At 72.1% G+C, this 15413-nt stretch carries 15 protein-coding genes and 1 CRISPR repeat array (1 of these 16 running past the window's edge); of the genes, 8 read left to right on the top strand and 7 right to left on the bottom strand.

All coding sequences use genetic code 11. From position 1 onward, the window contains the following. Positions 1–1236: direct repeats of the CRISPR family, unit length 28 nt; unit sequence GTCGGCCCCGCGTGTGCGGGGGTGTTCC; it reaches 194 nt to the left of the window's first position. A 199-nt stretch (positions 1237–1435) separates the two neighbouring features. The 3 genes from AB852_RS01625 to AB852_RS01615 all read left to right on the top strand — a co-directional run bounded on the left by AB852_RS01625 (position 1436) and on the right by AB852_RS01615 (position 3562). Then, on the top strand, positions 1436–1720 hold the full coding sequence (locus AB852_RS01625) for a hypothetical protein (protein WP_073782824.1): 285 nt from the start codon (positions 1436–1438) through the stop codon (positions 1718–1720). A gap of 60 nt (positions 1721–1780) precedes the next feature. Then, positions 1781–2413, top strand: a complete 633-nt coding sequence (locus tag AB852_RS01620; RefSeq protein ID WP_073782822.1) for an HAD family hydrolase — start codon at positions 1781–1783, stop codon at positions 2411–2413. Between the two features lie 123 nt (positions 2414–2536). Next, complete coding sequence (locus AB852_RS01615) at positions 2537–3562, top strand: NAD-dependent epimerase/dehydratase family protein (protein ID WP_073782820.1); 1026 nt, start codon at positions 2537–2539, stop codon at positions 3560–3562. Between the two features lie 53 nt (positions 3563–3615). Here AB852_RS01615 and AB852_RS01610 read toward each other — a convergent pair whose 3' ends face one another. Genes AB852_RS01610 through AB852_RS01600 form a run of 3 tightly spaced genes read right to left on the bottom strand, consistent with a single transcriptional unit; the run spans position 3616 to position 6003 of the window. Then, complete coding sequence (locus tag AB852_RS01610) at positions 3616–4218, bottom strand: GNAT family N-acetyltransferase (protein ID WP_245876569.1); 603 nt, start codon at positions 4216–4218, stop codon at positions 3616–3618. 28 nt (positions 4219–4246) lie between these two features. Next, entirely contained in the window at positions 4247–4756 is a 510-nt protein-coding gene (locus AB852_RS01605) for a GNAT family N-acetyltransferase (RefSeq protein WP_073782818.1), read from the bottom strand. Then, a complete protein-coding gene (locus tag AB852_RS01600) occupies positions 4753–6003 on the bottom strand; it encodes a helix-turn-helix domain-containing protein (protein ID WP_483883352.1) in 1251 nt (416 codons plus the stop codon). The genes AB852_RS01605 and AB852_RS01600 overlap by 4 nt, the downstream gene beginning before the upstream one ends. 201 nt (positions 6004–6204) lie before the next feature. Between AB852_RS01600 and AB852_RS01595 the strand changes: the two genes are divergently transcribed. The 5 genes from AB852_RS01595 (at position 6205) to AB852_RS01575 (ending at position 9581) form a co-directional block, all read left to right on the top strand. Then, entirely contained in the window at positions 6205–6645 is a 441-nt protein-coding gene (locus AB852_RS01595) for an ATP-binding protein (protein ID WP_073782816.1), read from the top strand. Positions 6646–7006: 361 nt separating this feature from the next. Further along, positions 7007–7189 carry a hypothetical protein gene (locus AB852_RS01590; RefSeq protein ID WP_073782814.1) on the top strand — a complete coding sequence of 61 codons (183 nt, stop codon included), beginning with the start codon at positions 7007–7009 and terminating at the stop codon, positions 7187–7189. Further along, positions 7186–8355: a methyltransferase domain-containing protein gene (locus AB852_RS01585; RefSeq protein ID WP_245876568.1), complete on the top strand. Its 1170-nt coding sequence runs from the start codon at positions 7186–7188 to the stop codon at positions 8353–8355. The genes AB852_RS01590 and AB852_RS01585 overlap by 4 nt, the downstream gene beginning before the upstream one ends. An 86-nt stretch (positions 8356–8441) precedes the next feature. Beyond that, positions 8442–9116 carry an HAD family hydrolase gene (locus tag AB852_RS01580; RefSeq protein WP_073782812.1) on the top strand — a complete coding sequence of 225 codons (675 nt, stop codon included), beginning with the start codon at positions 8442–8444 and terminating at the stop codon, positions 9114–9116. 207 nt (positions 9117–9323) lie between these two features. Further along, positions 9324–9581, top strand: coding sequence for a hypothetical protein (locus tag AB852_RS01575; protein WP_073782810.1), 258 nt, complete (start codon positions 9324–9326; stop codon positions 9579–9581). 213 nt (positions 9582–9794) lie between these two features. On the opposite strand, the gene AB852_RS01570 is transcribed toward AB852_RS01575, so the two are convergent. The 4 genes from AB852_RS01570 to AB852_RS01555 all read right to left on the bottom strand — a co-directional run bounded on the left by AB852_RS01570 (position 9795) and on the right by AB852_RS01555 (position 14996). Further along, entirely contained in the window at positions 9795–11234 is a 1440-nt protein-coding gene (locus AB852_RS01570) for a WGR domain-containing protein (protein WP_073782808.1), read from the bottom strand. A 283-nt stretch (positions 11235–11517) separates the two neighbouring features. Further along, positions 11518–12609 carry a Gfo/Idh/MocA family protein gene (locus AB852_RS01565; protein ID WP_342748442.1) on the bottom strand — a complete coding sequence of 364 codons (1092 nt, stop codon included), beginning with the start codon at positions 12607–12609 and terminating at the stop codon, positions 11518–11520. Positions 12610–12769: 160 nt separating this feature from the next. Next, positions 12770–13795 carry an endonuclease/exonuclease/phosphatase family protein gene (locus AB852_RS01560; protein ID WP_079184379.1) on the bottom strand — a complete coding sequence of 342 codons (1026 nt, stop codon included), beginning with the start codon at positions 13793–13795 and terminating at the stop codon, positions 12770–12772. A gap of 73 nt (positions 13796–13868) precedes the next feature. After that, complete coding sequence (locus tag AB852_RS01555; protein WP_073782804.1) at positions 13869–14996, bottom strand: hypothetical protein; 1128 nt, start codon at positions 14994–14996, stop codon at positions 13869–13871. Positions 14997–15413 lie beyond the last annotated feature (417 nt).

The following is a 15413-nucleotide window of genomic DNA, read 5'->3' as shown; positions in this document are numbered from 1 at the left end:
GTGTGCGGGGGTGTTCCTCATCGAAGTGACACGCGCATCGCCTCTCGCCGGTCGGCCCCGCGTGTGCGGGGGTGTTCCCCTGGCGTACCGGGACGCCTACCAGCAGATCGCGTCGGCCCCGCGTGTGCGGGGGTGTTCCCGTCGACCACGCCCTCCGCAAGCCGGTCCTCCGTCGGCCCCGCGTGTGCGGGGGTGTTCCGCGAACGCGTAGGCGAGGATGATCGGGCCACGCGTCGGCCCCGCGTGTGCGGGGGTGTTCCCACGCCTACGGTGACACCGACGCTGGTGAGCGCGTCGGCCCCGCGTGTGCGGGGGTGTTCCGCCCGATCAGTGATCGTGCGTAGCGGACGATCTGTCGGCCCCGCGTGTGCGGGGGTGTTCCCCGCTATGGCAGACGTCGAGGCGCAGAACACGGGTCGGCCCCGCGTGTGCGGGGGTGTTCCGGTGTCCTGACCTCGGGTGTTGGGTGCGGTGCGGTCGGCCCCGCGTGTGCGGGGGTGTTCCGCGGACGAGACCGACGACCAGGCGCCGCGGCCTGTCGGCCCCGCGTGTGCGGGGGTGTTCCTTCGCCCCGCGATGTGTTGCGGTTTGCGCTCTTGTCGGCCCCGCGTGTGCGGGGGTGTTCCGTGGGCGACCGGGCTGAAGGACTCTGCGGGGTTGTCGGCCCCGCGTGTGCGGGGGTGTTCCCAGCTCCTCCAGTGGGCTGTCCGCTGGTGCCGGGTCGGCCCCGCGTGTGCGGGGGTGTTCCTCGCTCCAGCTCAAGAAGACGACCGCGCAGTCCGTCGGCCCCGCGTGTGCGGGGGTGTTCCCGGCGGATGCGGAACCCGGACGGCTATGTGTCGGTCGGCCCCGCGTGTGCGGGGGTGTTCCGTCGACGTATCCCGATGTGGCCCTTCAGCTTGCGTCGGCCCCGCGTGTGCGGGGGTGTTCCACGCACGGTGCGGGTCCGTCGTGGTCCGCCCCAGTCGGCCCCGCGTGTGCGGGGGTGCTCCGCCCGGTCAGCAGCGCCCGCACCCGGAGCTCGTGTCGGCCCCGTGTGTGCGGGGGTGTTCCGCCGAGCTGCACGCCTTGGACCGCGCCCTGGTCGTCGGCCCCGCGTGTGCGGGGGTGTTCCCGTCGCCGCTTCGGCCGCCCGCCACGCCGCCTCGTCGGCCCCGCGTGTGCGGGGGTGCTCCGGCCCGGCAGGCGCAGCAGTCGCTCGCGGACCTGTCGGCCCCGCGTGTGCGGGGGTGGTCCTCGACGGACTCGAACGAGGCATCGCCTCCGAGCGGCCCGCGTAACCCGCGTAACGCGTACATCGGCACGCCCCACGTCGAGCACGCCCAGGAACCCACTCCCCCGAGTGAACGTGTGGCCGGGCTCAGCGAACGCCGGGCCGGGGACCGTCAGCCCAAGGACACTGGCTCTCCCGAAGAGAGCCTGAGGAGGCCCGGAGTTGGCGAAGTCGTTCACCACCACCATCGGCGGCAGCAAGGTCGAGCTGCCCGGCACGATCCGTACCATCCGTGAAGCGCTGGCTCCGGAGCTGGTCGACGCCTTCATCGAGGACGTGGAGGACGCCGGGCCGGACGAGGTCCCCGGAGTTCTGGCCCGATGGGCGCTGCGTACGCCTCAAGCCCATGACCCGGGTGAGGAAGAGCAAGTCGCCCGCATCCTCGACGGGGATACCTCAGGCCTCGTCTACGCGGACGAGGGCGACGAGTACAGGAGCGCCGGGTGAGCTTCCGGATCGCCTGTACGAACGACCTGCAACTCCCTGCCAGCTCATAGCCTTTGCACCATGGCGACATCCGCAGAGCCCAAGTACCAGGGCCTGATCTTCGACTTCTTCGGAGTCCTGACCTTCAACATGGTCGAAGTGATCTCGTACTTCGAGGACCGGGAGGGGCTCGCGAGGGGAACCTTCCTTCGCGGCTGGGCCGATCCACGAGGACAGGAGCTCTTCCGGCGGCTGGAACTCGGGGAGATCACCCAGACCGACTGGAACACCGGCTTCGCCGCCCTGATCGGCGTCGCGCCTGACGACCTGATGGCCAGGTATCTTCACGACGCCTTCCCGGCCCACCACGTGCTGAAGGTGGCGCGGCAGGCACGGGCCGCCGGGATCAGGACGGCTGTGGTGTCGAACAGTCTCGGACGGGAGCCGTACGACCCCTACGCGGGTTTCGACCTGGAGCGCTCCTTCGACGCGGTGGTGCTCTCCGAGGAGCACGGAGTGCGCAAGCCGGACGCCGCCATCTTCCGCCTGGCGCTCGACGAACTCGGTGTGCCGGCCGAGCGGTGTCTGTTCGTCGACGACAGCGAACAGAACCTCGCCGCCGCTCACCGGCTCGGCATCACACCGCTGCTGGCGCTGGACGAGGTGGTTGCGGCCCGACGCCTCCGTGAATTGCTCGGGCTGACCGACGAGTAGGAACCCGTGTACGGACCCGCTTCCGTCGCACGCCGCACGGTGCCCGCTCCCGTTGGTGTGGTCGTGTGCGCAGCACCCGTACGCGGCATGGCGGATCGGTGCGCACGGCGGAAGGATCACGTCATGAGGATTCTGGTACTGGGCGGAACGTGGTTCCTGGGCAGGGCTGTCGCCGTGGCGGCGGTAGACCGCGGCTGGGACGTGTCCGTGTTCAACCGGGGCAGGTCGGGAAGCACCCCGGACGGCACACGGGCGATTCAGGGGGATCGGACGAACGTCCACGACTTGGCGAAGCTGGCAGGGCGCGGCCCGTGGGACGCGGTGATCGACACGTCGACGTCCGAGCTCGCGCCTCGCGATGTACTGGCCGGAGCACACGCCCTGCAACCCGTTGCGGACCGGTACGTCTACGTCTCCACGGTGAGCGCCTACCAGGGCTGGCCCGCCGAAGCGCTCACCGAGTCATCCGTCCTGCTGGACGCCCCCGCCGATGCCGACGCCGACTTCGGACGGCTTCCGGACGGCTGGAAGGGGCCGGACCTGCACTACGGCCGTCAGAAGGCCGGGGCCGAGCGGGCGTCCGTGGCGGCGTTCGGCCCCGACCGCGTCTCGGTCCTGCGCCCCGGGGTGATCCTCGGACCCGGGGAGTACGTGGGCCGTCTTCCCTGGTGGCTGCGCCGTGCCGAGCGGGGCGGCGCGATCCTGGCACCAGGTGAGCCGGGCCGGACCATCCAGCCCGTCGATGTCCGCGACGTGGCCGCCTTCGCGCTCGACCAGGCTGCGGCGACGACCGGCGGCGCCTACAACGTGACGGCGCCGATCGGCCGCGAGACGATGGGCGGCTTCCTCGGGGCGTGCCTGGAAATCACCGCCGGTGACGGGCACCTCGTGTGGACGCCCGACGACGTGCTGAAGGCCGCGGCGGTTCGGCAGTGGACGGAGCTCCCGCTGTGGCGCACGCAGGCCGGGGTGTGGAACATCGAGTCGTCCCGAGCGAGGGAGGCCGGGTTCGCGTGCCGACCGCTGTCCGAGACCGTCCGCGACACCTGGCGATGGCTGAGCGAAGGCGGAACACCGGTCGCGCACCCCCGGTGGGCCAAGCACGGCATCGACCCGGTGAAAGAGGCGGAGATCCTGGCCCGGTCGTAACGGTGTGCCCTCACGAGCCGCACCTGTGCCCGCCCCACGTGCGGCGAGGGCTTTCAAGCCGCCCGCAGCGGCCTGATCATCGAGGCGAACACCGGGGAGTCCGGGAAGGGCTGCTGCTCGCCGAACTTCGTGTATCCCCACGCCTCGTACACGGCCTGGACGGCACCGTTCCCGGCGGCGGGGTCGACCAGCAGGGTCACGCGTTCCTCGGTACGCCGGTCCAGCCACGCCTGATGGATCTGCCGCGCGACACCACGGCCACGCCACTGCTTCCGTACGACGATCTCGTTGAGGGCGGCCGTACGGGAACCCGTCTCGTCCGTCGACCCCGGAGGCACCGGCGTCGTCATGGAACGCCACCAACGGGTGTCCGGCCCGAGCGGCATACCGAACGCGAATCCCACCGGGACATCCCCTTCATGGCCGACGACCGCGGACCATCCCGGGCGGGACGCGTAAGCGGACAGCCGTTCGTCGAACCGGTCCACGGTGTGGAAGGGGCCCGTGAGACCGAAGTCCCGGTGCCGCACCTCGGCGTGGATGTCGAGGATGGTCTGCCGGACCTCGGGCAGGGTCTCGGCCGAGTAGTGCGTGAGGTCGATCATCGGGTTCCTCTCCATGAGCTTCATGAGCTTCATGAGCTTCATGAGCTTCATGAGCTTCATGAGCTGGCTGCGGCTACGGCTACGGAAGGGTGCGGAGCATGACGGCGAACAACGGCGAGTCGGCGAACGGTCGCCGCTCCCCGACCTTCCGGTAACCCCACCGCTCGTACAACGCCTGGACCTTGGGGTGTTCGGAATCCACCGACAGCACGGCCAGCGACTCCGTCCGCCCCACGAGCAAGGCGTCATGGAGGCGCGCGGACAGCCCGGTCCCGCGCCACCGCGCGCCGACAGCGAGTTCGGACACGCCGTAGGTGGCGGTTTGCCCGGTCGGCGGCTCGGTGTGGCCGCGCCACCATTCACGCCCGTCGGCCAGCGGAGCGCCGTAGACGAAGCCCGCCGGTGCCTCACCGTCGTACGCGATGACGCAGGTGAAGCCGGGGCTGCCCGTCCAGTGGTCCACGAACCAGGGGAACCGTGCCGTGAAGGGGTCTCCGGGGTCGCTCTCCGGGAGGGCGGCGTGGACGTCGAGGATGGTCTGCCGGACCTCGGGCGGGACTTCGAACGAGTAGTGCTTGAGGTCGATCACCGGTGGTCCCTTCCTGTGGGGCAACGGTCTGCCCAGGATGTGGCGGCCCGGGTGTCGGTCAGGGCCAACTCGCGGTGGAACTTGCTCAGGAGCTTCCGCTGGCGCCCCGTGGGCAGGGGGCCACCGGCATCGGGAAGGACGGAGGAAGCGGTGGCGTATGCCGTGTCCACGTCTCCTTGGCGGAGCTGGGCCATGGCCAGATGGGAGCTGTAGTACTTCCTGTTGCGCTGGTACTCCGGCCGCAGGTGGGCGAGGGTGCGGTGGAAATGCGCTTCGGCCTGGTCGTGCATCCCGAGGTGAGCCATGGCGAGACCCGACAGCCCTTCCAGTTCGGAACGGTCGTAGAAGCCGACCCACGCGGCGCGCGGTACCGCCGGGTCGGCCTGATCAAATGCCTTGGCTGCCACTTCGAGGCTTCGGCGTGCCTGGGTGTGTTCCCCGAGCTGGGCTTGGGAGCACGCGATGCGGGCCGCTGTGAGCGAGCGGTACAGAGGGTCGCGGCGGCAGAGCGGAGACGCCTTGGCCGCCTGCTTGGCAGCCAACGCATCGTGGGTATGTCCGAGGTCCGAGGAGAGGAAGGCGGCGTGCCCGTAGAGCAGAAGCTGGATGTCGGGCTTGCCGGACAGTCCGCCCAGCCGGAACGCGCGGTCGAGGTACTGCTGTGCTCGTCCCGGTGCCTGAGCTTCGCTCGCGGCCCAGAAAGCGCTGCCGGTGAACGCTGCGGCGAGGTAGTAGAGCTCCTGCCGTACTCGCTGGCTGGCGACAGCGGTGGTCTGGAGCTCGGTGACGTGTTGCGCGAAGGCGAGGGCGCGATCCTCCAGCTGGGAGTTCCCACCGTGGACGTTGGTGGAGGCGAGGACCTGGGTGAACGCCGCCTGGAGCCGGTCCACGTCGGCCATGCCGATTCGGGGTGTCGACGCGGACGCGGTGTCGGGCAGAGCGGCGGTGGCGGTGATGGCGGCGGCTGAGGTGGTGAACCGGCGTCGCTTCACGGATTCCTCCACGGAGGCTTGACGGATGAGTACCGCCGACCTGGGTGGGGGTTTGTGGAAGCCCAGCTCGGCGAGGTCACATCCGAATTCTTCTTCGAGTGCGCGCCTTTGTCTCGCCTGCGGCCACCGTGTTTTTCCAGTCAACCAGTTCCGGATATGGCGGTCGAGGAGGGTCCCGTACCGTCCGGTGAAGGATTCGATGCGCTTGTTCAGCGCATCTGCGAGCTCTTGTTGTCTCATGCCACGCGCTTCCATACGGGCGGCGAGTAAGAGATTCCGCGACATGCACACACCGTAGCCATACCGTCACACGGATGGTGACCGTTCCGGTAACAATTGCCGGTCAGCGGACGCCCGGCGTCCCGCCGTATTGCCTGTCGAACTCCGTTGTCCGCTCGTTGAATTGGCACACCCACTCCCAGAGCCGCCGGTCGGCTCACGCCAGGAAGGGCAGCCATGGGCCTGACCCGATCTCCCGCCGGAACCGCGGCACTGAACAACGACGAGTGGTCGATGACCTACGCGATGGTGCCGCGCGTCGTGTCGCTGGCGCGGCGTCACACCCAGCGGTTCGTGGAACGGGTCGGCTGGAAGGGTGACGCGGATGTGGCGGTGCTCGTGGTGTCCGAGCTCGTGACGAACGCCCTCCGTTACGCGCGGGTCCCGGGCCGTGCCCTGACGCTTCGGCTCCGCGCCCAGGAGTGCGGCGGCCTCCGCGTGGACGTGTCCGATCCGCTGCCCGACTTCCCGTGCTTCGACGGGGACGCCACCCGCGCGGACGACGAGGGCGGCCGGGGGCTGCCGCTGGTCCGTCTGCTCTCCGAGCTGTCCTGGCGCCCCGACCCGGACGGTCGCGGGAAGACGGTCCGCGCGTGCTTGCCACCGTCCCCCGGGTGACAGATCCCGCTCCGGCCGGACCCATGACCGCGATCCCGTGTCACGACACGTCCCGGCGACGGGGCGGGCCCAGCCGGGCTGCTCCAACCGAACTTCCAGGAAGAACGATGACGACCACGAGGCTCTGCGACGACTGCCAAACCACCATCCGATGGTGGCACCACCCCTGCGTGCGCCGGATCAACTTCTCCGCCTCCGGGCCCGGAAGCCGCTCCTATATGCACCGGTCCTGCGCCGAGTACTGGGCGATCTCCTGTGCCGCGTGCGTGCGGGCACGGATCTTCGGCAGGCCCGAGCGGGAGCACCGCTGCTACGACGCGGCCCGGGTGCCGAGGTTCTTGCCCCGGAGCCGCCTCTGCCCATGTTCCTGCCGGACCGGCCGCCGCTGGACGGGCGGAAGGCGGCGGCACTCCTGAACACCTTGCTGCCCCCTATGCCGGTCAGGAACTGGATCGAGGCCGAGACCGGTATGCCCCTCACCGACGCCACGGCCACCGCCACCGCCACCGCCACCGCCGACGAACTCGTAGGAGCGACCCCGTGACCACCCATCCCGAACCCGAGGCCCGGATGCGGGCGCTGGCCGCCGATCTCGTACGCGACGGCTCCATCCGTTCGCCGGAGTGGGAGAGCGTCTTCGCCTCCGTGCCGCGTCATCACTTCGTGCCCCGGTGGTACGAGGCGGCCACCGACCCACGGGGCATCACCGTATGGAACGAGCGCGACGACACCGACCGTGAGGCATGGCTGAGGACGGTCTACAGCGATGCCACGCTCGTCACCGGTCTCGAACCCGGCACGGCCGAGCGGGTCGGTGACCGGGCCTGGACCGGGGTGGCCACCTCGTCCAGCACCCAGCCCGGCCTCATGGCCGGGATGCTCGAAGACCTCCGGGTCGGTGACGGTCATCGGGTCCTGGAGATCGGTACCGGCACCGGGTACAACGCCGCGCTGCTGTCCGCCCGGCTGGGTGACTGTCTCGTCCACTCCCTGGACATCGCCCCTGAGCTGGTGGAAACGGCGGGCCGACGACTTGCGGCGCTCGGCTTCCGTCCCGCGCTGGCCCATGGGGACGGGCGTGCCGGGTTCCCCGGGGGTGGCCGCTTCGACCGGATCATCGCCACCTGCTCGGTCCCCCGGCTGCCGGACGCCTGGATCGGGCAGCTCCTCCCCGGCGGGTCGATCCTGGCCGACCTCGATCTCGGCATCGCGGGCGGCCTGATGCGCTTCACCCCCGAGGAGGACGGAACCGTGCTCGGTCGCTTCACCGTGACCACCGGACAGTTCATGCCGGCCCGCGCCGATGCCCTCTCGTACGGGTCGGCCCCCCGGGTTCCCTACGCCCCGGACTCGGGGAAGCGGCCCTCACGCGTCACCGCCGACGCCATCCGGGGCGCCTATCCGTTCCGGCTGCTGCTGGCCTTCGCCCTGCCCCGCGCGGAGCTCGTCCATCACACCGACGACGACGGCACCTGGTCCGTCCAGCTCCAGACCTCCGACGGGGCCTGGGCCCGGGTGCCCCTCGGCGGGGAGTCGTACGTCACCGAGGGCGGTGACGGTGCGCTGTGGCGGGAGGCCGAGGCCACCTGGAGCTGGTGGAACGAGCAGGGGCGGCCCGACCTCGACCGCTTCGCCGTCGTCCGGAAGCCCGACGGACGGATGCACGCCCGCTGTCTGTCCACACAGGCACGCTGGGACCTGGGTACCTGACGCACGAGGGACCCCGAGGTACCGGTCGCTCCGAAGTCCGACCGGGCCCGGGAACGGTGCACTTCAGAACTGTCGAGGGGGCGCTTGTGGCACGTCTGGTGCTGTGGGACATCGATCACACGCTGATCGCGACGGGCGGTGTGGGCCGTGAGCTGTCGGCTGCGGCGTTCGAACAGGTGCTGGGCATCCCGATGCGGGAACAGGCGACGGTCGACGGCCTGACCGAAGCTGTCATCTTCCGGGAGACCGCCCGGTTGCACGGCGTGGACAGCGACCGGGCCATGTTCGAGCGGTTCGCGGCTGCCCTGGCCGAGGAGCACGTCCGGCGCGCCTCGGACCTGCGCGAGCGGCGGCACGCCCTCCCCGGCGCTGCGGAGGCCCTCGCCGCGCTCGCTGCGGCGGGGGTTCGGCAGACCGTCGTCACAGGGAACGTACGAGCCGTCGCCGGGATCAAGCTCGCCGTCTTCGGACTGGATCGGCACATCGACTGGGCCTCCGGAGCCTACGGGGAGGATGCCGACCTGCGGCCCGCGCTGGTGCGTATCGCCTTGGCACGCGCCGGGGCTTCCCCGGTCGACGCGGTCGTGATCGGAGACACTCCCGCCGATATGGCGGGGGCCCGCGCCAACGGGGTCCCGGTGATCGGTGTGGCGACCGGCCGCTCCGACCCACGGTCTCTTCAGCGCTCCGGAGCCGACACGGTGCTCATGGGCCTGGACGACACCGACGGCCTCGTGGAGCTGGTGCTCGGTACCGGGTGACACGTCCGGGCCGGGTGGTCTCGGCTGTTACGTTCGACGGGTGCGTCCTCGCGGGACGCGGCCGCGTCCCGGGCGGGCGTGTGGCGAGCGGGCGTGTGGCGAGCGGGCGTGTGGCGAGCGGGCGTGTGGCGAGCGGTGAGGAGCGGGACGTATGCGGGTGGACCACTGTGGCGATGGCCCCTACGACGGTGCGGGGTCGGTCGCGTGATGGCGCGGAGCAAGCTCATCCAGGAGCTTCGGCGGGACGGCTCCGCCCATACCGCCGCGACCGCCGCCGCGCTCGTCGAGGACTACGCCCATCAGCTCGCCGTCGAACTGCGGGACACCGGGCACCGGGAGGCCGCCGACCTCATCGACCCCCGCGCGGGACAGTGCGTGTGCGGGGCGCCCTCCGGCGACGACCAGGAGAGCGCGGAGGTGCGCCGGTACTGGCAGCACTCCCGGTCGTGCTCCCTGGGGGAGTGACCCCGGCGCCCACCCCCGGCGCCCACCCCGACGCAGTCCCCTGTACCCGCCCCGACATCCGCCTCGGCGCCCGCCCCGACACGCCTCCGGTACGCCCCCGGTTCGGACCGCGCCGGGCAGGTCCGCCCATCTGCCCGAGGAGACCCACCCGCCCCGGGCGGCCCACCTGGCCCGAGGAGACCCACCCGCCCCGGGGCGGGCCTTGAGCGCCGGTCACACCAGGCGGCGGATCTCTCCCCGGACGCGGTAGAAGCCGCCGCTGGACGGGTGGAGCGCGTCGACCACGTAGCGGGCGCCCGGCTCGCGTATGCCGCGCGGGAACTGGACGTTCCAGTCGGAGTCGTAGCCGTCCGAGACGACATGGACGCGGACCCGCGAGCCCTGCTGGACGCACTCCACGACGATGCCGCCCGCCGGGGCGACGCTGACCGTGGCCAGGGCGGTGGGCGACGCGGCGGGCGTGTAGGTGGGCAGGGCGGCGGCGGACTTGATGTCACGGGCGACGGGCACCGTGCCGTGCTGGGCGGCGGCGATCGCCGCGTCCGTGGCGTCCACGCACACCAGCGAGCCGTCGGTGGTGACCATGTACAGCCGCTCGTCCAGGTACTGCATCGACAGGGCCGAACCGCTGCCCGTGCCCAGCTTCCACAGCCGGTTGCCCGCCGCGTCGAAGCAGTACACCGACGACGACGAGTCGCCCGCGAAGACATACGCGCCGCCGGGGGCCGTGGCGCAGGAGTACACCGAGGCGTCGCAGCGGTAGGTGGCGAGGATCTTGCCGGAGTCCTTGGACAGCCGCTGCACGACGTTGCGTGAGGTGCCCGCGTACACCTCGTCGTCCTCCTGCCAGCCGAAGAGGACCCCGCCCTGGGTCGGGGTGTGCCACAACTCGCCGGTGCCGTTGGCCGCGTACGCCGTGACGCCCTTCTGGTGACCGTGGTAGACGCCCCGGCTGTCGGCGCGGACCATCCATCCGTAGTCGCCGGAGGACTTGCGGGACCACTGGTGCTCGTCCTCGTGGTCGATGACGGTCAGCCCGCCCTTGGCGTCGGAGACATCGAGAACGCCCTCGTGGATGTCCAGCCAGAAGATGTCCACATCGGGGGTGATGGTGTACGCGCCGTACGGCAGCTTCGAGGACAGGTCGTACACCGTGCCGTCGTCGCAGCCCGCGTAGATCCAGAAGTCGTCGGCGACCAGGCACTTGACCCCGTCGGGCAGGGAGTAGCGGGCGAGGACCTCGCCGCCGTGACTGAGCGTGTAGACATCGCCCGACTGGTTGCCCACCCAGCAGCGGTCCTCCGCGATGTGGATGCCGAACGCCGCCGACCCGGTGCGGAACCGCCACAGCACCGGGGCGACCGAACGCGCCGTCGACGGGGCCGAGGTGACCTGGCGGCGGGTCACCGCACGGGCCGCGCGACCGCCCCGCACCGCCGGGGCGTACCCCTTGCGGACCTTCTCGCCGAGCTTCTTGGCCGCCGCGGCATGCGCCTTCTCGACCGTGGGGAACGACGACACCTGGGTCTGTCCGTCGGCGCCGATCCTGCCGTAACGCACCGAGACGACCGTCCCGTCGACGGTCACCTCGTAGAACTTGTGGGCGCCCGCGCCCTCCTGCGACAGCTCCAGATACGTCGTCGAAAGCGACATGACAGACCCCTCCCCCAGGACGGAACGGACGATTCCTGTACGCCTGTTCCCACTGCCAAGAACACTAAGGGTCACCACTGACAGCCGCCCAGCCCCCTCCCGCCACCTGTGGATAACTCCGCACAACGGTTCCCACCGTTCCTCAGCGGCCCGGCCCGACCGGCGGCCTGTGGGCAACCTGCCCGCGCGTCCGGCCTGGCCGCGCCCCCGCCCCCGTAACCGCCCCGCCCCCCGTGACCAGCGCCCCCGTACCCCGTGACCGCCCCGCGCCCTACGTACCGCCCTACTCCCCGGCCGACGGCCCCGCAGGCGCCACATCCGGTACCGCCACCGGGACCGACCCCCCGGCGAGGGACCGCGCGCCCGCGACGCCCACCAGGGACGCCGCCACCGCCTGCCGCACCGGGATCAGCGGGGGCGCGCCGTCCTCCACGGTCGCCCGGAACGCCGTGAGCAGCAGCGCCGTGCCCTCCGCCGCGCGTTCCACGGTCCGTCCGCCGAGGGTCAGCGGCGGCGGTACGCGTTCCTCGTCGCGTACCGTCGCGGCGGCGCCGGGGGGCGCGGTCCAGCTCTCGCCCCGGACCCGTACCGACCACGCGCGTGCGCCCGGCGCGCGCACCGACTCCGCGAGCCCGCGGGTGCCCCGGACGCCCACCCAGCTCCAGTGGCTGTCCGGTTCGCCCTGGAGGAAGCCGTGCCGGGTGACGGCGAGGGCGCCGCTGGACAGCCGTACGGTCATGACGACCGCCGCGCGGGGGTCGGCCTCGTCCACGGTGAACGCGGAGACCTCGACGGGCCACGCGCCGGTGAGCGCGAGGACGGGGGAGAGGGTGTGCGTGCAGTACGCGGTCGGTGCGAGACGGCCCCGCCAGTGGTCCGGGTCGCCGATCAGCGCGTCGACCGCGTCCGGCGCCATGCCGTGCAGGTAGTCCGCCTCGATCAGCGAGATCCGGCCCACCTCACCGGCGTCGACGGCCGCGCGGATCAGCCGGACATGCGGGTGCAGGACGTAGTTCTCGGCGAACGAGTAGGTGGCCGTGGAGCGTTCCGCCGCCGCGATCAGCCGCCGCCCCTCCGCCTCGTCCGCGCACGCCGCAGACTCCGACAGGACGTGGACGCCGTGCTCCAGGAAGGTGACGGCGAGCGGCGCGTGCGCGTAGAAGTCGTTGGCCAGGACCACCGCGTCCAGGCCGAGGTCCAGCAGGTCCTCCCAGCGGGCGGTGCTCAGCGCGTCCGGCAGCGTTTCCCGGGCGGCGGCCTGCCGTGCCTCGTCCCGGTCGCAGACGGCGACCACGTCCATGCCCACCCGGCGGCACCGGTCCGCCAGGTGGAGCCCCATCATCCCGAGCCCGACGATCCCTGTGCGCATACCCATACGGGCAGCGTCACACGGGTGCGGGGGGCGACCGCAACTCCTTTACGCCGTACGGCTGTTCGCCTACGACTGCTCTCGTACGACTGCTCTCGTACGGCCGTTCCCGGGTGGCCGTTCCCGGGTGGCCGTTCCCGGGTGGCCGGCACGCGGCCGGTCGGCCCTACTCCGCCCGCGCCGCCCCCGGGGTCTCGTGCAGGGTGAGGTCGACGACGACCGTGCGGTGGTCGGTGTCGCCCAGGTCCAGGAAGCGGGCGCCGCTCGCGGCGAACTCCTCCGACACCAGGACGTGGTCGATCTGCGCGCCGATGAGCCGGGCGGTCGACGCGGGCCAGGTCGCGGTGCGGGAGGCGTCCGCGATCCGGGCGCCGTCGCGCAGCCCGGTGTCGAGGAGGCGGCGGAACGCGGCGTGGTCCTGGGTGGCGTTGAAGTCGCCCGCAACGATCGTGGGACCGTCCCCGGCGGCGGCGAAGTCGTGCAGCGCGTCGAGTTCGCGCCGCCAGGTGCCGAGTTCACCGGGCAGCGGGGGCATGGGGTGGGCGAGCTGGAGCCGGACCGGACGGCCCTTGACCTCGGCCACCGCGCCGGGCATGCCGAGGGTGCTGCCGGGGATGCCGCCGGTGCGGCGCAGCGGGGTGCGGCTGAGGATCGCGGAGCCCGCGGCGCCGTACTCCTCGACGGCCGAGCTGTGCGGGTAGTCGCCGCCGAGCTTTCCGCGCAGTGCCGCGAGGCAGCCCGGGTCGCACTCCTGGACGAAGAGGAGGTCGGGGCGTTCCCGGCCGGCCGCCTTGATCAGGGCGTCCGTCGCGCCGCCGTACTCGACGTTGGACGTCATGACCCTGAGCCGGGCGAGCGCCTGGCCCGCCGGGTCGGAGACCTTGCCGTACGGCTCGGTGTACCAGGCGACCGCGCCGAGTGCGAGGACGCCCCACACCAGTCCGGTGCGCCAGCGCGCGAGCGCCGCGAGCAGTAGGGCGAGCGCGGTCGGCGCGAGCAGCCAGGGCAGGAACGCGAGGAGCTGCGGTACGGGGGTGACCCCGTCCACGTCCGCGATCCGGCAGCCCATCACGACGCTGACACCGAGGAGCAGCAGCCCCGCGAACCAGGCCCCGGCGCCTGCCCGACGGCGCCCTTCGTACGGCGGGAGCCCGGGGAAGGTGCTCCCGTCGCTCCGTGTGGCCGTGGCCATGTCCACCTTCGCCTTTCCCGCGTGTGCGGCGCGCCGCGGGTCCTGTGCGCCCCGTGCGCGCCTCCCGGGCAGGTTACGTACCGCCTGAATCCTCCCTCAAGGACGGCGGGACGTCGGTGACGGTTGCCCCCGCGGGCTCCCGGTGCGCGCGGCCGTCGGAGTCGACGGCGGGTTCCGGCAGGTCAGCGGGCCACGGCAAGGGCATCGGGGTGCCGATGGCGATGGCGTCGGGGTGGGGGACGGCGTGGGTTTCGGGATGGCTGACGGGGTGGTGCGCGGGGTCCGGTGCGGTGCCCTGGGTGGGGGCCTGGGTGGGGGCCTGGGCGGGGGCCTGTCCCCCGGTGGCGGTCCGGGCGCCCCGTACGCCCTCGAAGCGGCCCGCGGCCCAGGCGGTGAGCGCCACGACGACCCCGGCCGTGAGGATCACCCACGCGGCGGTGCGCAGTGAGCCGGTGAGCGCGTCGAACACGGCGCCCGCCGCCGCGCGGGACACATGCGGCGGCAGGTCCGCGAGGGTCACCTCCCGGCAGACGGCGATCCCGGCGGCGAGCACCGCCGCGCTCGCCGCCGCGCCGAGGGCGGTCGCGGTGACGGCGCGGCGGCGGACCGTCGCGAGCAGGATGCCGCCGAGGGCGAGCAGCACGGACACGGCGGGCAGCCAGACCCCCGCGAATTCGAGCATGTGGAACCCCTTCCGCAGGCGCTCCGGTTCCTCGCCCCGGAGCACGGTGACGACCGTGGGCTCGACCGGGATGCGCCCGGCGAACGGGACCCCGTCGTGGACGAGTCGCTCCTTGACCCGTTCGGTCACGGGAGCGAGGTCGATGGTGACGCTCTCGCCGTGCTGTTCGCGGACCGCGCGCATCACGACGTCGTGCGCCGCGCGGTTCGCGGCGTCCCAGCCGGCGCGGTACGCGTCGGTGCCGGTGAACGAGCCGACGGCGTCCCGGACGAACAGCCGGACCGTCCGCTCCTGGAGGGGGCCCCGGTCGACCTCGCGCATGATGCCCGCGGTGACGGCGTCCGCGAAGGCGTCCCGGACGCCCGGTTCGGTGGCCAGGGGGGCCATCGCCGCGGTGTACGCGTCGGGGTCGCCTATTTCGAGGCGTGCCCAGGTCGCCAGCGCGCCGAGGGGCAGCAGGGCGCAGGCCGTGGCGGTCAGCGTGGCGGCGAGGGCGCCGCGGGCTGTTGTTCGGGGCACGGTTCCACGGAAGTCCTCCGGACGGGTGGGCGCGAGTGGGGTGCGTCGTTCGGGGGGTTCCGGGCCCCGATGGACGCATCTGGCACGCGGGGGCGTGCGGCTCGTGCTAATCGCTTCCGCGGGGGTGTCGGTTTTCGTCGTCCGTTGTCCGTCGTCCCTTGTCCGTGCGGGTGCGTGGTGCCTTGCGGCACGGCACTGGGGTTTGTCCGGGTGCACGTATTCACGGCTGTGCGGGTGGTCCGTGGGTGCGCAGTTCCCCGCGCCCCTGGATGCTGCCCCAGCCGGTTGTCCGTCGGGTGCGGGGCGGCCCTCGCCTTCTGCGCAGTTCCCCGCGCCCCTTCGGGGTCGCCTCAGGTGCACGTATTCACGGCCGTGCGGGTCGGCCGCGCCCCTGGATGCTGCCCCAGCCGGTTGTCC

This window comes from Streptomyces uncialis (assembly GCF_001905345.1).
GTDB classification, from domain to species: domain Bacteria; phylum Actinomycetota; class Actinomycetes; order Streptomycetales; family Streptomycetaceae; genus Streptomyces; species Streptomyces uncialis.
This window is presented reverse-complemented; position numbering and strand designations above follow the sequence as displayed.

Coding starts and splice junctions, on each gene's coding strand:
- AB852_RS01620 (WP_073782822.1), top strand. CDS start 1,781: ATGGCGACATCCGCAGAGCCCAAGTACCAGGGCCTGATCTTCGACTTC.
- AB852_RS01615 (WP_073782820.1), top strand. CDS start 2,537: ATGAGGATTCTGGTACTGGGCGGAACGTGGTTCCTGGGCAGGGCTGTC.
- AB852_RS01610 (WP_245876569.1), bottom strand. CDS start 4,218: ATGAAGCTCATGAAGCTCATGAAGCTCATGAAGCTCATGGAGAGGAAC.
- AB852_RS01600 (WP_483883352.1), bottom strand. CDS start 6,003: ATGGAAGCGCGTGGCATGAGACAACAAGAGCTCGCAGATGCGCTGAAC.
- AB852_RS01595 (WP_073782816.1), top strand. CDS start 6,205: ATGGGCCTGACCCGATCTCCCGCCGGAACCGCGGCACTGAACAACGAC.
- AB852_RS01590 (WP_073782814.1), top strand. CDS start 7,007: ATGTTCCTGCCGGACCGGCCGCCGCTGGACGGGCGGAAGGCGGCGGCA.
- AB852_RS01575 (WP_073782810.1), top strand. CDS start 9,324: ATGGCGCGGAGCAAGCTCATCCAGGAGCTTCGGCGGGACGGCTCCGCC.
- AB852_RS01570 (WP_073782808.1), bottom strand. CDS start 11,234: ATGTCGCTTTCGACGACGTATCTGGAGCTGTCGCAGGAGGGCGCGGGC.
- AB852_RS01565 (WP_342748442.1), bottom strand. CDS start 12,609: ATGGGTATGCGCACAGGGATCGTCGGGCTCGGGATGATGGGGCTCCAC.
- AB852_RS01560 (WP_079184379.1), bottom strand. CDS start 13,795: ATGGCCACGGCCACACGGAGCGACGGGAGCACCTTCCCCGGGCTCCCG.